The sequence below is a fragment of the Clostridium sp. UBA871 genome (assembly GCF_002295255.1).
Taxonomy (GTDB): Bacteria; Bacillota; Clostridia; order Clostridiales; family Clostridiaceae; genus Clostridium_J; species Clostridium_J sulfidigenes.
Map to the genome: position 1 here is coordinate 122,063 of NZ_DBFV01000004.1, position 19,998 is coordinate 142,060.

The 19,998-nt window shown below is 27.6% G+C and carries 19 protein-coding genes and 1 CRISPR repeat array (1 of these 20 running past the window's edge); all 19 genes read left to right on the forward strand.

What is annotated here, in order from left to right:
- Positions 1 to 2 precede the first annotated feature (2 nt).
- A complete protein-coding gene (locus B3086_RS06440; RefSeq protein ID WP_346893356.1) occupies positions 3 to 983 on the forward strand; it encodes a serine hydrolase domain-containing protein in 981 nt (326 codons plus the stop codon).
- Between the two features lie 527 nt (positions 984 to 1,510).
- Positions 1,511 to 2,245: a hypothetical protein gene (locus B3086_RS06445; RefSeq protein ID WP_346892972.1), complete on the forward strand. Its 735-nt coding sequence runs from the start codon at positions 1,511 to 1,513 to the stop codon at positions 2,243 to 2,245.
- On the forward strand, positions 2,245 to 2,646 hold the full coding sequence (locus B3086_RS06450; protein ID WP_346846752.1) for a DUF4351 domain-containing protein: 402 nt from the start codon (positions 2,245 to 2,247) through the stop codon (positions 2,644 to 2,646). Before B3086_RS06445 ends, B3086_RS06450 begins: the two co-directional genes overlap by 1 nt.
- A gap of 236 nt (positions 2,647 to 2,882) precedes the next feature.
- A complete protein-coding gene (locus B3086_RS06455; protein WP_346892974.1) occupies positions 2,883 to 3,641 on the forward strand; it encodes an NERD domain-containing protein in 759 nt (252 codons plus the stop codon).
- Positions 3,642 to 3,866: 225 nt separating this feature from the next.
- Positions 3,867 to 4,139: a CD3324 family protein gene (locus tag B3086_RS06460; RefSeq protein WP_346892976.1), complete on the forward strand. Its 273-nt coding sequence runs from the start codon at positions 3,867 to 3,869 to the stop codon at positions 4,137 to 4,139.
- Positions 4,140 to 4,246: 107 nt separating this feature from the next.
- Positions 4,247 to 4,693 (forward strand): GNAT family N-acetyltransferase, encoded by a 447-nt coding sequence (locus B3086_RS06465; RefSeq protein WP_346892978.1) that lies wholly within the window; start codon positions 4,247 to 4,249, stop codon positions 4,691 to 4,693.
- Positions 4,694 to 5,213: 520 nt separating this feature from the next.
- Entirely contained in the window at positions 5,214 to 5,744 is a 531-nt protein-coding gene (locus B3086_RS06470; RefSeq protein ID WP_346892980.1) for a GNAT family N-acetyltransferase, read from the forward strand.
- A 108-nt stretch (positions 5,745 to 5,852) separates the two neighbouring features.
- A complete protein-coding gene (locus B3086_RS06475) occupies positions 5,853 to 6,635 on the forward strand; it encodes a GNAT family N-acetyltransferase (protein ID WP_346892982.1) in 783 nt (260 codons plus the stop codon).
- A gap of 89 nt (positions 6,636 to 6,724) precedes the next feature.
- A complete protein-coding gene (locus B3086_RS18030) occupies positions 6,725 to 6,871 on the forward strand; it encodes a DUF4351 domain-containing protein (RefSeq protein WP_414632282.1) in 147 nt (48 codons plus the stop codon).
- A gap of 250 nt (positions 6,872 to 7,121) precedes the next feature.
- On the forward strand, positions 7,122 to 8,354 hold the full coding sequence (locus tag B3086_RS06480) for an HNH endonuclease domain-containing protein (protein ID WP_346892984.1): 1,233 nt from the start codon (positions 7,122 to 7,124) through the stop codon (positions 8,352 to 8,354).
- Between the two features lie 319 nt (positions 8,355 to 8,673).
- On the forward strand, positions 8,674 to 10,485 hold the full coding sequence (locus tag B3086_RS06485; RefSeq protein ID WP_346892986.1) for a hypothetical protein: 1,812 nt from the start codon (positions 8,674 to 8,676) through the stop codon (positions 10,483 to 10,485).
- Between the two features lie 949 nt (positions 10,486 to 11,434).
- Positions 11,435 to 12,157, forward strand: coding sequence for a CRISPR-associated endoribonuclease Cas6 (gene cas6 / locus B3086_RS06490; RefSeq protein WP_346892988.1), 723 nt, complete (start codon positions 11,435 to 11,437; stop codon positions 12,155 to 12,157).
- Positions 12,158 to 12,172: 15 nt separating this feature from the next.
- The gene (gene cas8a1 / locus B3086_RS06495; protein WP_346892990.1) at positions 12,173 to 13,819 is read left to right on the forward strand and encodes a type I-B CRISPR-associated protein Cas8b1/Cst1; all 1,647 of its coding nucleotides are present in this window, start codon (positions 12,173 to 12,175) and stop codon (positions 13,817 to 13,819) included.
- Complete coding sequence (gene cas7i / locus B3086_RS06500; RefSeq protein WP_346892992.1) at positions 13,819 to 14,691, forward strand: type I-B CRISPR-associated protein Cas7/Cst2/DevR; 873 nt, start codon at positions 13,819 to 13,821, stop codon at positions 14,689 to 14,691. The genes cas8a1 and cas7i overlap by 1 nt, the downstream gene beginning before the upstream one ends.
- A 9-nt stretch (positions 14,692 to 14,700) precedes the next feature.
- On the forward strand, positions 14,701 to 15,444 hold the full coding sequence (gene cas5b / locus B3086_RS06505) for a type I-B CRISPR-associated protein Cas5b (RefSeq protein WP_346892994.1): 744 nt from the start codon (positions 14,701 to 14,703) through the stop codon (positions 15,442 to 15,444).
- Positions 15,445 to 15,488: 44 nt separating this feature from the next.
- Positions 15,489 to 17,804 (forward strand): CRISPR-associated helicase Cas3', encoded by a 2,316-nt coding sequence (gene cas3 / locus B3086_RS06510; RefSeq protein ID WP_346892996.1) that lies wholly within the window; start codon positions 15,489 to 15,491, stop codon positions 17,802 to 17,804.
- Positions 17,804 to 18,334 carry a CRISPR-associated protein Cas4 gene (gene cas4, locus B3086_RS06515; protein WP_346892998.1) on the forward strand — a complete coding sequence of 177 codons (531 nt, stop codon included), beginning with the start codon at positions 17,804 to 17,806 and terminating at the stop codon, positions 18,332 to 18,334. The genes cas3 and cas4 overlap by 1 nt, the downstream gene beginning before the upstream one ends.
- Positions 18,327 to 19,310: a type I-B CRISPR-associated endonuclease Cas1b gene (cas1b, locus tag B3086_RS06520; RefSeq protein ID WP_346893000.1), complete on the forward strand. Its 984-nt coding sequence runs from the start codon at positions 18,327 to 18,329 to the stop codon at positions 19,308 to 19,310. The genes cas4 and cas1b overlap by 8 nt, the downstream gene beginning before the upstream one ends.
- A gap of 14 nt (positions 19,311 to 19,324) precedes the next feature.
- Positions 19,325 to 19,588, forward strand: a complete 264-nt coding sequence (cas2, locus tag B3086_RS06525; protein ID WP_346893002.1) for a CRISPR-associated endonuclease Cas2 — start codon at positions 19,325 to 19,327, stop codon at positions 19,586 to 19,588.
- 191 nt (positions 19,589 to 19,779) lie between these two features.
- Positions 19,780 to 19,998: a CRISPR direct-repeat array (repeat unit 29 nt; unit sequence GTTTTTCATTAACTATGTGGTATGTAAAT); it runs 2,034 nt beyond the window's last position.

Here is a 19,998-nt window from a genome sequence, read left to right on the forward strand (position 1 = left end):
ATATAAATCAAAGAAAAAAGATATGGTTAGAAAAGATAATAAACAGTAGCTATAACAATATTATTGGCATAATTGTATTAAAAAACGGTGAAACATTATATGAAAATTACTATAATGGTTATACAGCTAATAACACCAGCCATGTTTTTTCAGTGACAAAAAGTATTATTTCCATATTGATTGGTATTGCCATAGATAAAGGGTACATCAAAAATATTAACCAGAAAGTATTGGATTTTTTCCCGGATTACACAGTTAAAAGAGGAGAAAAAACGATACAGAGTGTTACCATTAAGGACATGCTGACTATGACAGCCCCATATAAATGTAAGTCAGAACCATATGCGAAGGTTTTTGCAAGCGATAACTGGATAAAAGCTGGGCTTGATTTATTAGGAGGGAAGAGGCAGAATGGAGAGTTTAGGTATTCTCCTATTGTAGGAACACATATTTTATCAGGAATTCTTGTAAAAGCAACAGGACAATCAGTACTTAATTTTGCAAGAGAAAATTTGTTTTCGCCATTGGAAATTAATGTTGGACACAATGTGGTATTACCAAATAAAGAAGAACATCTTGCCTTTCCCAAAGATAAAAATGTTAGCGGTTGGGTTGTTGACCCTGAAGGTATAAATACAGCAGGCTGGGGTCTTACCTTAACCCCAATGGATATGGCAAAAATAGGTCAATTGTACTTAAGTAATGGAATATGGAAAGATAAACAAATTATACCGGCGTGGTGGATAGATGAGAGTATAAAGGAGCATAGCCGAGGAGGAAAGCTGGCCTATGGCTATCTGTGGTGGATTATTGATGATAAAGAACATATATATGCAGCTTTGGGACAGGGAGGAAATGCGATTTATGTTAATACAAAGAAAAAAATGGTAGTTTCTATTGCTTCTATTTTAAAGCCATATGCGAAGGATAGTTTAAAACTTATTAAAGATTATATTGAACCAATATTTGAGAATTGTGTATAGTATATATTAATTTATCAGTGAGATTATGAGGCTAATCCAAAGTTTTACAAATTACAATTTGTTCAGGTGAAGATACTCAAAGGGATAGGATAGGCTTAAAATCCTATCTTTTTTTCATGAAAAGTATAATTAAAACTTGAACTTTAAATAATATTACTTATATTATATATGGAGAAATCTAGATTTTTTTACTTAGGGTAATGTGAGACGTACCATAAGTAATGAGATTTTTGAGTGATAATTACTGAACCATATCATAATTAAATTTATGGAGGGTGTATATAATTTTACACTTTTTTTAATTAAGAAGAAGTTGTTATATGTTCTCATAGACTGTGAATGTGGAGAGTAGCTATTTGTACGAACAAAAGGACTTATTAAAAAATTTCTCTAAATAATTATATATAAAGACATAAATTTTAAAATAAAACGTAATAAACGTATAATGAAAAAAATGTATAAACATGATAAAATAGGATAGGTATAGAAAAATAGTATTAAACACGTTTCTTATGTAGGGGGATAAAATGAAAAATAATAAAAAATATATAATAATTTTAATAGTGGCTATATTTGCTATAACTGGAGTTGTTAGTTATACATATTTGAAAGGAAATAGAATAATAAATGATTTTAGTAATTATGTAGTGGAATATAAAGATGGCATTAGTAAGTTTCTTTTAAACTCAAATGAGGAAAAATACCAAGCGCTAATTAATAAATGTGATCAGATTATTGTAAATAAAGAATATAAAAAAGTTGAAGGACTAAAAGAAGAGTTAAATCAGTTTAAAGATAATCTAACAAATAGTAATATAGAATTAATAAATAAAGGCATTTCAGAACTTGAAGCTATTGATATAAGCAAGCTTAAGGACAAAGATTTAATTATAAATAAAATTGAAGAACTAAAAAGTTTAAGAGATAAAAAAGAATTTGTTGATGGAAATGAAAAGCTAAAAGCCTTAAAAGCAGAAATAAATGATAAATTAGAAATCAAAAGGCAAGAGGAAGAAAAGGCAAAAGCTGAAGCCGAAGCAAGAGCAAAGGCAGAAGCAGAGGCAAAAGCTCAAGCTGAAGCTGAAGCAAGGGCAAAGGTAGAAGCAGAAGCTGCATCAAAAGCTCAAGTGGAAGCAGAAACTCAAACTCAAGGGGAAATAAATAATCAAGAAGATACACAAAGTACAAATGAAAGTGAAATAATAATAGATATTCCAACACCGTATATTCCAACTAGGATAGAGAACCCATATTTCAATTAATGCTGTGCCTAATTAGAATCCATAGATGGTTAAGCTTTTTAATAAATCCAGAGGGAGAGGAGATAGATATAATGAAAAAAGAAGATACTGAAATCAAGGAAGCAATGGATGTTCTATACAATATCAGTGGTGATAAAGAGTTAATACAACTAGCTGAGATGAGAGATAAAGCTATAAGGGATGAGAAAAGTAGACTTCAAGGTGCTAGAGATGAAGGGATAAAGCAAGGAGCAAAAGATGCTTTAGCTAAAAGTACTATAAAACTTTTAAGGAAAAAATTTAAGGATATTCCAGAGAATATAATAGAGTCTATACTTAAATTATCTTTAGAAAAGATAGAAAAGATTAATGGAGATTTGTTTGATATAGAGTCCATTGAGGAGTTAAGGAAGTATATTTAATTAGGGATGTATTACCTATAAAACTAAGTAATTAGAAACAGTAGAATTTCAGAATTCTGCTGTTTTTTATGTAGTTATACATTAAACAAAGGAAAAATATGCTTTATATGGTATGAATTTATTGAGCAGTGGACAGGGAGATGGTACAATAAGGATATTGTTGATTAAATTTAAATAATAAGGATGAGGTAAAATAATATTCAATTTAGAAATAGCATTAAAGGTGAGTGAAATAAGTGGAAATAATTGTTGAATTTTTAATTAGATTTTGGTATTTATGGGTGTTGGTAATTGCAGTAGGAATACTAGATCTTTTTAGGCCAAGAATAAAGGGTTTCTTTGGAGAAAAATCAGTATCATTTTTCTTATCAAGACTTGATGAAAATAAGTATATGGTTATAAATGATATAATGCTACAGGTGGGAAGTAAGACAACCCAGATTGATCATGTTGTTGTATCTAATTATGGTGTTTTTGTTATTGAAACTAAAAACTATAAGGGATGGATTATAGGGAATGAATTTGATGAATATTGGAAACAGAAAAATTATAAACCTGAGAAAAGTATGTATAATCCAATTAGGCAGAATTACGGCCATATACAAGCTCTAAAAAAGATACTAGGTGACTTCCCAGATGTGAATTACATTCCAATTGTAGTTTTCACTACTAATGCGGATTTAAAAGTTAAATGCAAAACAGATGTTATATATACAATAAATTTATTGAAGACAATTAAAAAATACAATAAACAGACATTAAGAGATTCTGTAAAAAAACAAATATACTCAAAGTTGATTTCTTTGAGCATTGATGGTAAAAAAAATAGCAAAGCCCATGTAGCACAAATTCAGAATCGACTAACTGATAATAAGAATAAAATAAGTAATGATATATGTCCTAGGTGTGGAGGCAAGTTAGTTTTGAGAAAAGGTAAATATGGTGAGTTTAAAGGGTGCAGCAATTATCCTAAATGTAGATTTATTTTCAAATAGTCAGCCCAATACGAGATAGGAGAGCTAGCATTTTTATTAATGATATAATAATATAATTAAGCAAGAAGGTAGGTGTCATTATGTTTTGTAAAATTAGATTAATTAATTTAGCTCCAAGCAAAAACTGCAATGATATCAAAGCATAGTTTGTAAGGAGCGATAAAGTAGATGTTTTGTGCAGTTTTTGATTAAATATTTGCTCTAATAATAGTAGGAGAAATGTTTATGAAGTATAAAAAAGCACAAGATATATTACCTAGAGATGTTTTAGATTTAGTTCAGAAATACATCGATGGTGATTATATATACATTCCAAAGAAAGATAACAACAAAAAATCTTGGGGTGAGGTTAGTGGGATAAAAACTGAACTGAAATCAAGAAATTTTGAAATATATATTAAGTACTTACAAGGAATATCAATTAAACAATTGTCTACAGATTATTTTCTATCTGAAAGTAGTATTAGGAGAATATTATATATCTATAAAAATAAATAAATATATTTAATTGATTATAGTTAGTACAGAAATATTCTTAATAAGCTTTTCAAATCATATTTAATATATAATATTAAGTAACATATTTACTTGGGAGGATTTATTAAATGATGAAAATTGAAAATTTAAATAATATTAATGATAAGGATATGGAAGAAATACTAGACACATGGGAATCATCAGTAAGAGCAACACATGACTTTTTAAGTGAAGAAGATATAATCTTAATAAAACCTCAAGTTATAGAAGGTGCTAAATATGTTAGTAAACTTTTATGTGTAAGAGACAAAAATGGTATTATAAAAGCTTTTATGGGAATTCATGATTTTAAAATTGAAATGTTATTTGTAAGTAATGAAAGTAGAGGAAATGGAGTTGGAAAAAGACTTGTAGAACATGCAATAAAAGTGTTAAATGTAAATTATGTGGATGTAAATGAGCAAAATCCACAATCAGTAGGCTTTTACAAACATCTTGGGTTTAAAATCTTTAAAAAATCTGAGTTAGACGAACAGGGAAATCCATTCCCTATACTGCATATGAAATTAAAATAATAATATAAATTATAGTTTAACTAAATAAGTATAATTTGTTCAAATTTTATGGTTTATATAGGTGATAAACTTACAGTAGATAATTTTGAGATTAAAAATTATAATGATGTAATTCCTATAAAACTAAGTAATTAGAAACAGTAGAATTTCAGAATTCTGCTGTTTTTTATGTAGTTATACATTAAACAAAGGAAAAATATGCTTTATATGGTATGAATTTATTGAGTAGTGGACAGTGAGGTGGTACAATATATGTGTAACGTGTAATATATTGGTGGATGGGTTAATGCATCTTTAAGATATAAGAAATAAAGAGGCGATATTTAAGTAATTTAAGCAGAATATTCAATCTTCAATTAGTGGGGGCATATATTTATAGTTAATATTCATATGAGGATTTAACCATTAGTAAAAGACAAAAGGAACAATGATCAATTGTATTCTAGTATCTGTGGCATTGGGGAGATTAGAAGCACTAGTGATTCAAAAATTATTAATGAACTAAATAGGGGGGGTTACAATGATTTATTATAATAATGATAATTTACTTATACGCTCTATGATAAAGAGCGATATTGAAAATTTGGTTCATGGTTTTGCAGAACAAAATTGGCATAAACCATATGAACTATTTAATGACTATTATAATCAGCAAGAGAATATTGAAAGGTTAGTGATTATTGCTGAAATAAAGGGTGATGTTGCTGGATATGTTACATTACTTCCATGTACCAAAGTTGGTCCTTTTGCACATAAAAATATACCTGAAATTGTTGATTTTAATGTCCTTATTAAATATCAAAAAAGAGGTATAGGTAATAAGATTATGGATGTAGTAGAGAGCCTTGCAAAAGAGAAAAGTGATTTTGTTTCTCTATCGGTAGGACTACATTATGGTTATGGCTCTGCTCAAAGAATGTATGTAAAACGAGGATATATTCCAGATGGTACAGGGGTTTGGTATAATGGAAGTCAATTAGAACATTATGCAAAATGTGAAAATAATGATGATTTGACTTTGTATTTTCTTAAAACATTTTGTAGAGCCTAAGAAGGTGGAATATATAAAAATGCGATAACAAAAGCACTTAAAAATAATTAATTTAGTTAGCTTATTAAGCATATATAATTAAGAAAAGATATTAAAAGGGGGAATTTGATGATACAAGTAGAGAACGTAACATCACCAGAAGAAAGATTTATTTTGAATAAAGAGTATATTAAGACTTTAGCATCGCCAATAGATGGTTACTGGGAAAATGTAATTATAGGGAATTCCCAGTGCTATATAATTATTTATAATGGAAAGAAAGCAGGTCATTTTTTCGTCGATTCCAAAAAAACTTTAGTACAATTCTATACTTTTACAGAGTATTTTATACATGCACCAGAGATTTTTGAATATATTATTGCGAATAATATTGCCGAAAATGCTACTGTTTCTACTAAAGAGACAGAATTTCTATCTTTGTGTCTTGATTATCAGAAGAATATATCTATAGATTGTTATCTTTTTACTGATAATAAAAATATAAAATATGAATTGGCTAATTTTAAAGATGTGTCCTTCAAATTAGCTAAAAGCGATGATATAGTCACTATAAAAGCAAAATGTGACCCTGCATTTGAAGGTTATTATGAAGATTTAATAGAAAACAATCAACTATTCGTACTATACAGTGGTGACATTCTACTAGGAATAGGTGAATTTAGAATATTTAAATCAAATGAACAATATGGTGATATAGGAATGATTGTGGCAGAGGAATACCGTAAAAAAGGTATCGGAGCATATATTATAACTCAGCTAAAGGAACATTGCTATAGGAATAATTTAAAGCCCATGGCTTGCTGCAGCCCTAAAAATATAGCATCAAGAAAAACATTGGAAAAATCCGGATTCATCGCCAATCATAGAATAATATATGTAACTTTAAAGTGATGCTGCCATGAATTATCAACTTAAGGTGACAGCCATCATATGAGTAATGAGTTTTAAAAAGTAACATATTATCAATACTGTTATTAAACATAGCTAAACTTTTAAGGAAAAAATTTAAGGATATTTCAGAGAATATAATAGAGTCTATACTTAAATTATCTTTAGAAAAGATAGGAAAAATTAATGGAGATGTGTTTGATATAGAATCTTTAGAGAAGTTAAAGAAGTACCTTTAACTATGGATATATTCAATATAAAACTATAGTTAAATAGGAGCACATAGTAACAGTAGAATTTCAGAATTCTGCTGTTTTTTTATGTAGTTACAGGTTAAACAAAGGAAATATTTGTTGAATATGGTATGAATTTATTGAGTGGTGGAGATGGAGGTGGTACAATATATGTGTAACGTGTAATATATTGGTGTATGGGTTAATGCATCTTTAATATATAAGAAATAAAGAGTCCCTAGGGAAGAGGTAGAGCATGAGTAACAAGGATATTATAAATGAAAATAATTCATTAATAGAAGACTTTGAGGACAATCAAATTGGTGTTAAGGATATTACATCTTCAATTATTACTAACCCATATGGTGCTATTACCTTACCCTATGATGGTAGTGTAGATTTAAATAGCTTTTCACGAATATTGGAAGATAAATTAAGCAGTAGCTATAAAATATTTTGGTTCTTTGGAATCTATGAAGAAATAATTAAGGGAAATAAGTACATATCCTTTAGAAAACTTGTATGTAGAATGATAGTGGGAGCATGGTATCCCGTTACTCAATATAAACTTAGTTTAGGAATTCAAGACAGGCTCTTTGACTTAGTTATATTAATCCATGAAAAATATAATATACCTTGTGATATGAATAAAAATAAACTATTAGAGGTTATAGAAAATATAGAAGATGTTGAAGTTGAAAAAAGGATTAAAAAACTTCGTGATTATGTACCTTATAGACTTTTAACTCCCTTCTTTGCTAAGGAATTAGCATTAACAAAGGATATATTTAAGAAGAATGGTACTAAGAGAAATAAGTTTATAGCTGAGCTGACCAATCTAGAAGAGAGAGCTATATATAAAATAGATATTGATAATAAGATTATAGAAATTAATGACTCTTGGTATAAGTACATAAGCGCTAATCAAACTATAATATGTGGATGGATGCATTATAACCTAGTTTGTTATCTTCAAAAGAGAAATCCTAATGTGCCAGCAATTCCATTTAAAATCACAGCACCAGGTAAAAGAGATCTAAGTAAAGCAACTAAGCTTTGGAAAGAGATAAATAGAGATAAAACTGTTAGTGATATTTACACAGGAAAGGAACTAACAGAAGAAAACTTCTCTAATTATGGGAATCTAAGCATAGACCACTTTATTCCCTGGAGCTTTGTACTACATGATGAACTATGGAATTTAGCACCTACCTTTAAAAATGTAAATAGTCAAAAGAGTAATAAACTACCTGACCTTAGCTTATACATGGACAAGTTCTGTGAAATTCAATACAGAAGCTTTGATATAATGCAGAGAAATCCTAAAAGATATAAGAACCACTTAGAAGGATATTTATCCATAAAGATAGCTGCAAACAATGAAAGAAAAATTGAAAAAGAAGAATTTAACCAGAAGTTAAAAGCAAATATAGAACCACTGTATCAGATTGCTTATAATCAGGGGTATGGAATTTGGGAAAGATTATAAGATATAAAAAGAGTTTATGATGAAACTTAGTAAAATTAATGGTAGGAACTATAATAACATAAATAACTGCTGTTAATAAAAAATAAAGTATTATTAAGCATAATTATGTCTATAATGGGAAGTTTAGATTATGGAATGAAGAATTTTTAAAATTTAAATTTTTAATTAAACACTAATATATTTATTTTTAAGATTAAATCCAACCTTTATGGAATTAACTTAATATATTAATATATTGAATCAGAATTTATATTTAAAGTAATAAGGAATATTATGTGAAAAGTTATTAAGAAAAAATTTATTAATAATAGGAGATAAAATGAGCAATAAAAAGAGTTTATATTACAAATTTCTTGAAAAATCTAGAGCTATTAAGGATGATTTAATTAATAAGAGAGTACAAAATGTAATTGAATTACTAAAAAATGAAAATAAATCAGAAAGTATAAAATTACTAAAGTATTCCCTAAGAGAAACGTATGATACTAAGTACTTCAATGAGGTTATACAGATATTAAAATCTAGTCAATATCCGGTTAGTACTTGGGAAAGTTTCGAATTTTACTTTAGATTGAGAGATAGTTTAAAAAAAGAGTATTTTTGTATACTGAGTTATCTGCAAGAATTGGATTCATTAATACTATTCAATGAGTTAAATAAGATGTTAATACAGTATGGTGAAAATACTCAGAATATAATTAATTTTATTAATGAAATCTTTAATTATGATGATAGAAAAGTTCCTGTATCAAAATTTAAAAGAGGTATCTATAAAGCAAAAAATTTAAAAAAGAGTAAACAAATGCAAATAACTGAATGCTTTCGGAGTTATAACCAGTATAAAATCACTAATCGATTGATCGAGTTATTTGAATATGATTTCATTGATTTTCGATTTATTGATAATAATGTCAGTGTTATAAATAATCCAAGTTATGATTTGAATGCTATAAATATCGCTAATTTAGATAATGAGGTTTTATCACAATGGCAAAATCTTATTTTACATTTAAATGATGAAGGGAATTTGTTTTATTTGCCGCCAAGTAAGTATTTGGAAATTGTTGAAGAAGAATTACTGAAAGCTTTTCCATTAAATAAATTTTTATTTTTAGATGAACAGATACAAGGAATACCAATCAAATACTGGTTAAAAACTTTTTTATTAATCTATAAAGAAAATTGGAAGTGTATCCAAGATAAAGAGAGTTTATTATGCATGAAAAGTAGGATCGAATGGGAGGAGATATTTATTGATGGGGGGATTGAAGAGAGATATCATTCTTGCATTTTTAAAGCAATTTCTTTCACAAGATGTAGTCATGGTAAAAGAAATATTGAAAAATATCCTTTTATAGTAATAGAGAATAATATTTATACAATCCCAGGAATTATATGTTATTCAGATATTGTACGGGTTCTGATCTCAATATTCGAAGATTTAGAGAATAATCTCCAATTTAAAGGTAACTATTATGAAGAGTTTATTAGAGAAAAATGGAGAAAAAGTGGAATTAAAAATGTCAAAAAGAAAGAAAAAATTCTAGGAGACGTGTTTGACTGTGACATGGCATTTATTTTTGATGAAGATTTATTTATTTGTGAGATAAAAAATTTGTTACAGCCCAATTCACTACATGATTGGCATAGGTTTTATATAAAGACTCAAGAAAACTTAAAGCAGTTAGAAAGGATTGCTAATCATTATTCTGAATCTAAACATTTAAAGGGTATGGCAAAAGAATTAGTAGGAAGATCAGATTGGCTTCCTAAAAAAGTACAACCAATATTAATATATAGTTGTTACATAGGTACAATAATCAAAAGCAAACAGGCACTGGTTACTTCTGAAATAGATATTTATAATTTTTTTGCAAGAACTCCTATAAGGCAGTATAAAATTTCCAAAGAAAAAAAAGAAGCAATTTTTTATTCGAAATATCTAAATGGTTATGAATATTTAGAAAATATAGGTCGCACATTGACTATAGCTGATTTTGAAAAATATATGGAGTGTCCGATGGCTATAAAGTACCAGAAAGATAGAATCAAATTTAAAAAGAAAAAAATTATGCTTGCAGGTATCTGGCTTTGGATGGACTGTGTTGAAGTGAAAGAGTATTGCATATAGCTTTATGGTTTTAAATAAATTTTAACAAAAAAGCTTGTAAACTTCATAGGAAAGAGCACGTAAGTAAGACACCTTGGTGATATGAGTGTTTCTAGTATATTTAATCACGTTTATTTAAATTAAGAAACTATTGTTTTTGACATACGTATTGGGATAATAAAAAGAAGTCAAAGTATATAAAGATTTTATTTAAAAAGTGTCGTTAATGTAAAAAACTGTGAAGTAAAGAGTATTTGTTTGATTGAACAAAACTAGCTTAATATGTGGTTTGGTTAATGTATATTTTCTTAAATTTGTAACATTGTCTGTATTGGAAATATAGATAATATCTATAGTGATTAACTTTTCATTATCCATATAATAATGAATTGAACATTCGGAGTTTACTTTAAGACAATTAAAAAAGGTAGTCTCTTTTAACTCAGTCGTTAGGAATAATTAATAAATACTACAGTATATAAAAACAAAAATCTCTGATTGTACTGTTACGGAGAACCTTACCATAAGTAAATTAGTTTTTTGAAAATGAATTGAACCTATTCAAAATCAGTAGTAGAGGTAACCATAACACAAGGGTGGCAATAGGAAATTGTAATTAGAAGGAAATCATCGGTAAATCTCCGCACAAAGGAATACGAATTTCGTATCTTTTTTATATTTTCCTGTTCAACATTAGTCGACGATATAATAAGATGAAATCTATAATAATTCTATTACTGATGTTTATGATAAAAATGATGAGTAAGTTACTCTATAAGATCACTCTATCAAAATAAAAAATATATAATAGCCATATGATTGCAACTAGCATTCTGATGGCTATTTTTGTATTTTTAAGAGTTTATATTGTTTTATCATGTAATAATTTAAAGAAAAATGCATGGGGATGGTTTGAAATTTTTTCTTTAATATGGTATATTGTGGTTAATATTGAGAGTGGAGGATGATTATGAGAATAACATGTGTTTTATGCGGTGATAAAATACCAAGGCAACCTAATATGATGTTTGTAAGTATAATAAAGGAAGCTATTAAGGTTGCTAATAAAGATTACTATAATGACTTATACACATATGAAGATAGAAGTAATAAAAAGGTTAAGCCATTCACATTTTCATATTATCTAGATAAATACGAGTTAAATGATAATGAGATAATAACCAATGGTAATATAGTGTTTAATATATCAACTTGTGATTATAAATTTGGTATGAATCTGTACAATGGATTATTAAAGAGCTCAAGTTTTAATTATAAGGGATATATTTTAGAAAGAAAAAAAGTAAGTAATATAAAAGAGAAAGATATAACAAGTACAGAGGAGGTTTTTAAAACTCAATCTCCTATTTGTATAAAAGATTTAAATGGAACTTTCTTAAAAATAGATGATGTTAATTTTAATGATGAGTTTAGTTATATTTGCAATGAGATAATCAAAGCAAACTTAGGAAGAGAAAGCATAGAACATATACAATTTGAACCTGTGTTGATGAAGAAGATGGTTGTTAAAGAAGACATAAGAGGATATTCAGGTGATAAGAAATTTTTATATGTTAACTCATATAAGGGAATTTTCAAATTAAAGGGACATAGAGATGATTTAAATCTATTATTGAAAAGTGGAGTAGGGTTTAGAAGAAGTCAAGGGTTTGGCATGATAGAAAAAGTATAATAAGGGGGTGATAATTTGAGAATTTATTTATCAGATTGGCTATATAATGCTGGAATTTTAGGTTTATATAATGCTCTGAAGCATGGCGATAAGAATGTTAAGCTCAAAAATAACTATATTGAGTTCGAAGAAGAAGAATTAGTAGGATTTGAAGAGGATTACTTTAATTATTTGATGAGTAAGAACAATGATAATTTAACTAGCTCTAAAATAGTTGATAGAATTTTAAGTTTAGAAAGATTTAAAAATGTTAGTTTAACTGAAAAAGATATTGAGAGTATTAATGAATTAATCAAATACACTAAGGATAAAATTAACTCTAATAGCTATAAGAGTGCTTTTAACCTAGTCGGTGTTACGAATGAAGTAGAGTTAATTGTTAAAGAGTTAAAGGTGATAAAAATATCAAAAAAACAATGTGTTGATTCTGTTAAAGATGAAGTTTATTCACAAATAATCACTCTTTATAAAATTAAAGATATATTAACAAGAGAAAATACAGAAAAATATGTTAAAGCTAAAAATGTTATGTACGACATCATAGATAAGTTTTGGAGTGGAGTAGGAATTTTACATAAGACCAAAAATAATGATGATATGTACAAGGTTTATCAAGATTATTTTTTGAATAGTGCAAAAGTTTATAATAAGGATAATAAAGGTAAATATTGGTGTATGACATGTAATAATCCATTAAAAAGTCTTTCAGAGAGTTATAATTTAAGCTGGCTTGAAAAAATGGGGGCAGACATGAATAAAAAGAGTTCTCATTTTTGGAATTTAAATGGTGATAGTTATATATGTCCAATATGTAATTTAGTTTACTCATGTATACCGCTAGGATTTAATTTTGTACTTGGTAAGGGAATATTTATAAATAATAATTCAAGTGTGAAAAAATTATTAAATGCTAATAAGACAGCTGGAAAGATAAGTACAGTGGATGATGTGGAAGAACAATCATATTTTAATATTTTAGATGATATGGAGCAGGATGCTATAGAAAAGAATAGGTTTGAAATAGATAATATTCAAGTTGTTAGATATGACTCTGAAAATTCATCAAGACCATACACATTCAATATACTTTCAAAAAGTAAGCTAGAGGTAATATACAAATATAAAGATATTTTATCTAGACTTATAAATATGTATGTAGAGATAGATGGCTATTATATAAATCTTTACAGGGAAGTGTTAAAGAGATTATATGAAAATAGAAACATGTATGACTTAATATATTTATTGCTTAAGAAAGAACATGGAAGTAAGACATCAGATTACACATATGTGATAAAAAATATTCTAAGATTGAACTTAACATTAAATGAAAGGGGAGGAGAACGAGCTATGGCAAATTATTACAAAATTGATAGATTTACTAAGTACGGTCAAAAGGTTAAAAAGGAATATGAGGATAAGAATTCAGAAAATAAATTAGCAGGCATATCATATAGATTATTAAATGCCTTAAAGGTGAACAACTCAGATAAATTTATGGATACTTTAATAAACTCATACATGTATATAGGAATGGAGATACCAACAGAATTTAGTAATGTATTGTTAAATGATGATGAGTTTAAGTCAGCAGGATATGCCTTCATGGTTGGATTACAGGGTAAAAATTATAAGGAAAATAGTGAGGAGGAGAGCAAGTAATGGAAGCAAAGGGATTAACTATAAGTATGATATTTGAAGCACAAAGTGCTAACTATGGTGAAGGTGTAGGAAATGTAACTTCTCTTAAAAAATTAACAAGGGGAAATGGAGAAAGCTACACATATATATCACGTCAAGCTATGAGGTATAACATGGTTAATCAAATGGGTATTGATACGACTAAGTTAGATTTAGATAAAGAGGTTATACAATTTTCAGTTGATGCAACAATAATGGACAGTGCAGAAATTGATTTATTTGGATATATGAAAACTAAAAAGCCAGTAAGAACAAGAGCTGCAGTATGTAGATTATCAAATGCAGTATCCTTAGAAAGTTTTAATTCAGATTTGGATTTTTTAACTAATAAAGGGTTATTAGATAGATATAATGAAACAGCAGAGAAGAAAAAAGATGGAGGAAACATTGCTCAAACTGAAATTCATAAATCATACTATGCTTACACAATAACTATTGACTTAGATAAGGTAGGAATTGATGGAGAGTATGAAGTTAGCAATGAAGAAAAGTGTAAAAGAGTTAACTTGTTATTAGACACTATAAAATTTTTATATAGAGATATAAAAGGAAGAAGAGAAACTCTATCTCCTATATTTGCAATAGGTGGTATTTATAGTAGGAAAAATCCATTCTTTGAAAATAAATTAGTAATCAAAAATAATAAGATAGTAACTGAAGCTTTAGAGGGTGTATTATCATTAGATAATGCTATTAAAGATAATACAAGGGTAGGATTAATAAAAGGAATCTTTAATAATGATAATAATATAATGGAAAGATTAAATGCTATGGGCATGGGAGAATTCTTTAATGAATTAAACTCAGAAGTAACAAGCTATTATAATAGATAGGTGATTATAATGGAGAAAAAAGCTATAAGAATAAGGCTTAACCAAAACCTTGTAAATTATAAAAAACCTACAAGCTTTCAGTTAAAGGAAACTTATCCATTACCACCTTATTCAACAATAATTGGAATGATACACTATATATGCGATTTCAAAGAATATAAACCTATGGACATTTCTGTTCAGGGAGAATACCATTCAAAAGTAAATGACTTGTATACAAGATATGAGTTTGCAGGGGCAAAATATGAATCAGATAGACATCAAGTTAAAATAAATACAATTGAAAATGGCAAGGAAGTTGCTTATGGAGTTACAAGAGGAGTTACAACAGCAGAACTTTTAACAGATGTAAATTTACTTATACACATAGTTCCAGAGGATAAAACCTTAGTAGATAAAATCTATAATTCACTTTTAAACCCCAGAGAATACATTTCTTTAGGAAGAAGAGAAGACTTAGCAAGAGTTGATGAGGTGAAAATAGTAACAATAAGAACTGAAGATAGAGACGAATCTTCAACTCTAGCATTGGACGCATTTATACCTTTAGAAAAGAATGAAAATATTATAAATGATAAGACTGGTGGAAGTATCTATAATATAACAAAATGTTATGAAAAAGTAGAGATTAAAAAAAGTACTGAATTTAGAAAATGGAGAAAAGTAGAAGTTATCCATAGTAACAAAGGTAGAGATATTGATGATGGAGAAATAGAAGTAGATGAGGATGGCAATATAGTATTTCTAGCTTAAGGTAGGGTTTTACCCTATCTTTTATTTTAATGTGAGGTGTTTCCATGGAGAATATGTATATAGCAAAAAGTAACCCGATTCAAACTATACAAGAGCATACAGATGAGTTACTAAATCAATTAAAAGTTCTAAAATTTATATATGGTGATAAAGTTAAGTTTATAGATTGGGAGATATTAAGACTTTCTTGTATATACCACGACTTAGGAAAGATGAACTCAAAGTTTCAGAATAAAATAATGAAAGCTCAAAAGTTTAATAAAAAACTAGAAGATTTAACAGGCGTTAGTGATGAAGTGACTCATGGATATCTGAGCGTTGCTTTTTTACAAAGAAAAGAATTAAAGAGGATTTATGATGAGGATGAGCTTAAAATACTATATCAAAGTATTTACTATCATCATGTAAGAGAAAAAGAAAAAAATGAAGATAATATAAAAGCTACAGTTAAAGGTGAATTAATAAATTACTTTAAAGAATTCCAATATGATAAATTGCCTGAAGGTAGAGAAATGTATCCTTCAAATTCAAGATACACCAGTAATAGAATTTCTATGGGTGACATTGATTTTGATAACTTAGAGGATGACAATGAAGAACAAGAGAAATTAAATTTAGCCTATAAATATGTTGTAAATAAAGGATTATTAAATAAGATAGATTTTGCAGCAAGTTCTAATAAAGATGTAATTGTTGAATTAGAAAATAAAGAACTGGAATTAAGAGTTAAAGAATTAATAGAAGGCTTTGGCACAATGAATAAATTACAAGAATTTATGTATAAGAATAATAATAAAAACATAATATCAGTAGCATCTACAGGAATAGGAAAAACAGAAGCTGGACTCTTATGGATTGGAGATAATAAAGGGTTCTTTATTCTTCCTTTAAGAGTTTCTATAAATGCAATATATAAAAGGATATTAGAGAAAATTAAATTTCCTAAAGAATTAACAGGGTTACTTCATTCTGAAACTTTATCGGAGTATGTAAAAATGTCAGACGTTGAAGTAGATTTAGATTATGTGGAAAGAACAAAACAACTAAGCTTGCCTTTAACAATATGTACCTTAGATCAGTTAGTAGATTTTATTTTTAAGTATGAAGGGTATGAACTAAAACTAGCAACATTATCATATTCCAAAATAGTAATTGATGAAATTCAAATGTTTTCACCACAACTGGTAGCGTTTTTAATAACAGCTTTAAGATACATAAATGATGTAGGTGGTAAGTTTGCAATATTAACAGCTACATTCCCACCAATATTCGAGTATTTTATAAAAAGAGAGTTAGGGGAAAAAGCATATATTAAGGCAGAAAAATCATTTATTAAGCTTAATAGTAAAGGTAAATCAATATTAAGACATAGAGCAAGTGTTTTAGAAAAACCCATAGATGTAGATGATATAATAGATAAACATCATAACAAGAAGGTTTTAGTAATTGTTAATACAGTTAAAACAGCTCAAGATTTATACGATGAAATTGTAAATAGAAATATTCAATGTAATGTGAACTTATTTCATTCTCAATTTATAAAAAGAGACAGAAGAAAAAAAGAGTCTGAGATATTATATATGGGAGAAAAAGATAATGATGATACTGGAATATGGATAACAACTCAAGTTGTAGAAGCTAGTGTAGACATAGACTTCGACATATTATTTACGGAGTTGTCCGATATTTGTGGATTATTTCAAAGAATGGGAAGAGTGTATAGAGGTAGAGATTATAACAGTGAACAATCTAATATATATATTTATACAGGTGGGGATGTAAAACCATCAGGAGTTTCAGAAAAGGTAGGAAAAGGCATAATAGACTATGATATTTTTAAGTTATCTAAAGAAGCTATAGCTGGATGGAGCCATAAAGAAATTTTTGAAGAGTATAAAATGAAACTAGTAGAAGATATTTATACTGTTAGTAATTTGAAGAAATCAAATTACTTCAAAATTATTAAAGAAACTTTAGAAGACTTAAAACACATAGAGGACTATAGTATAGAAAAAAGCAACATAGACTTAAGAGGAATAGACAGTAAAACTATAATGCCTAAAGCAATCTATGATGCTAATAAAGAAGAAATAAAAGAAATTATTGAGATGCTAAGTGATAAAAATAGTAAATATACTGTATCGGATTCTATAAAGCTAAAAGATAAGATTATGGATTTAACAGTCTCCATAGATATTAGGAAGTATAAAGTTTTAGAAAGAGCAGGAAGAATTAAAAATAGAATTGTAATTAACAAATACAATGAAATCATTATTGGAGATACTGAATATACCTATGAAAAAGGGACAAGAATAGAGAAAGAAAAAAAAGGATTTGATGAGGAGGAGCAGTTTCTATAATGTTACAATATAATTTTGAAGATTATAAAACCAGTGGTACAAAAGTAAACTATTATTATATTTGCAAAAGAAAACTTTGGCTGTTCTCTAAAAATATATGCTTTGAAGAAGAAAATGATAGAGTGATTCAAGGAAAGGTTTTACATGAAAAAGCTTATAACAAAGAAAAAAATAAAGAAGTGACGGTAGATGAAAATATAAAATTAGATATATTAAATAGCAAATATATTAGAGAAATAAAGCTATCATCAAGGATGCCAGAATCAGATAGAAAGCAGTTAATGTACTATCTTTATTATTTAAAGAACTTAGATATAGAAAAAAAGGGAAAAATAAACTATACATTAGAAAAACGTATAGAAGAGGTAGAGCTAACACCTGAAGATATAGTAGAAATCGAAGAAACACTTGTAAATATTAGAAAAATAGAAAGTTCAGATAAAATTCCTAAACCCATAAATAGTTCCATATGTAAAAAGTGTTCTTATTATGAATTCTGTTATGTAAAGGAAGGTGAATTAGGTGAATAGAGATTATTTTATGTTCTCCAGTGGTAGATTAAAAAGAAAGGATAACACTATATGCTTTGATTCAGATGAAACAGGTAAGAAATATATACCAGTAGAGCAAGTGGATAGCATTAGCCTATTTGGAGAAATAGATTTAAACACCAAAATGATAAACTTTGCTGGAAGTAATGGAGTAATATTAAACTTCTTTAATTATTATGGGTTCTATTCAGGAAGTTTTTGTCCAAGAAAGAAAAATGTATCAGGACTTTTAGTAGTAAAGCAATCACAGCACTATTTTATTTATGAAAAAAGAATAGAGTTGGCAAAGAAATTTATTGAAGGTGCTGTTTTTAATATATTACGAAATCTTAGAAAACATAAAGATACTACCAGTGATATTATTGATTGTATTGAAATAGAAAGAAAAAATTTAAAAGAAGTACAAACTATAGAGGAACTTATGGGTGTAGAAGGTAGAATTAGAAAAACATATTATAAAACTTTTAATGTGATATTGAAAAATGGGTTTAAGCTAGAAAAAAGGCAAAAGAGACCACCAACTGATCCAATAAATGCTTTAATATCATTTGGAAATGGAATGATGTATTCAACTGTATTGTGTGAACTTTATAAAACACAGTTGGATCCAACAGTAAGTTACTTGCATGAGCCTTCAACAAAAAGATTTTCATTAACACTAGATATTTCAGAAATATTTAAACCTATAATTGTAGATTCTATAATATTTAGCATGGTAAATAACAATATGATTAAAGAAAGTGATTTTGATTATATGGATGAAATTTGCTATTTAAATGAAATAGGTAAGAAGAAATTTATACGAGAATTTGAGAAAAAGTTAGATACTACAATAAAACATAGAAGCTTAAATAGAAGTGTATCATACAGAACTTTTATAAAGCTAGAATGTTATAAGATAATAAAACATCTTATAGGTGATGAAATTTATAAGCCACTAAAAGTTTGGTGGTAAGGAGGTATATGTATATGTTTGTAATATTGACCTATGATGTTAATGAAAAAAGAGTTAATAGAGTTAGAAAGATATTAAGAAAATATTTGATATGGACACAAAATTCAGTATTTGAGGGTGAAATAACTCAAGGTGCACTAACCAAATGTGTTGAGGAACTTAGAAAGACAATGGATAAACATGAAGACTCATTATATGTTTATCGGGTTAAAAATTCAAATAATATAAAGAAAGAAGTAGTTGGAATAGATAGAAATGTAATGGATATTTTTATGTGATATTTTGATTTGCAGTAAACCTAGAAATTATCAAACTACCATCAAACATAGTAATAATGCCAAGAATAAAGAAAAAACTAGAATATAAAAAAACTTACTAAGGGTTAACTGCAAAAATCGTAATTTTAACATATTGCTGACCAGGCTAAATACATGTAAAATAGAGGGAAGAAGAGATATTATTATTTAGGGTTTTTCATTAACTATGTGGTATGTAAATTAACTTTTTTATCCGTTTAACATTCGTTATTTTGAGTTTTTCATTAACTATGTGGTATGTAAATATGGAAGAGTGCTTATATATAATCCTAAAACTAAAAGTTTTTCATTAACTATGTGGTATGTAAATTGTTACTGTCTTTCTACCTTCTAAAATAGCTTGAACGTTTTTCATTAACTATGTGGTATGT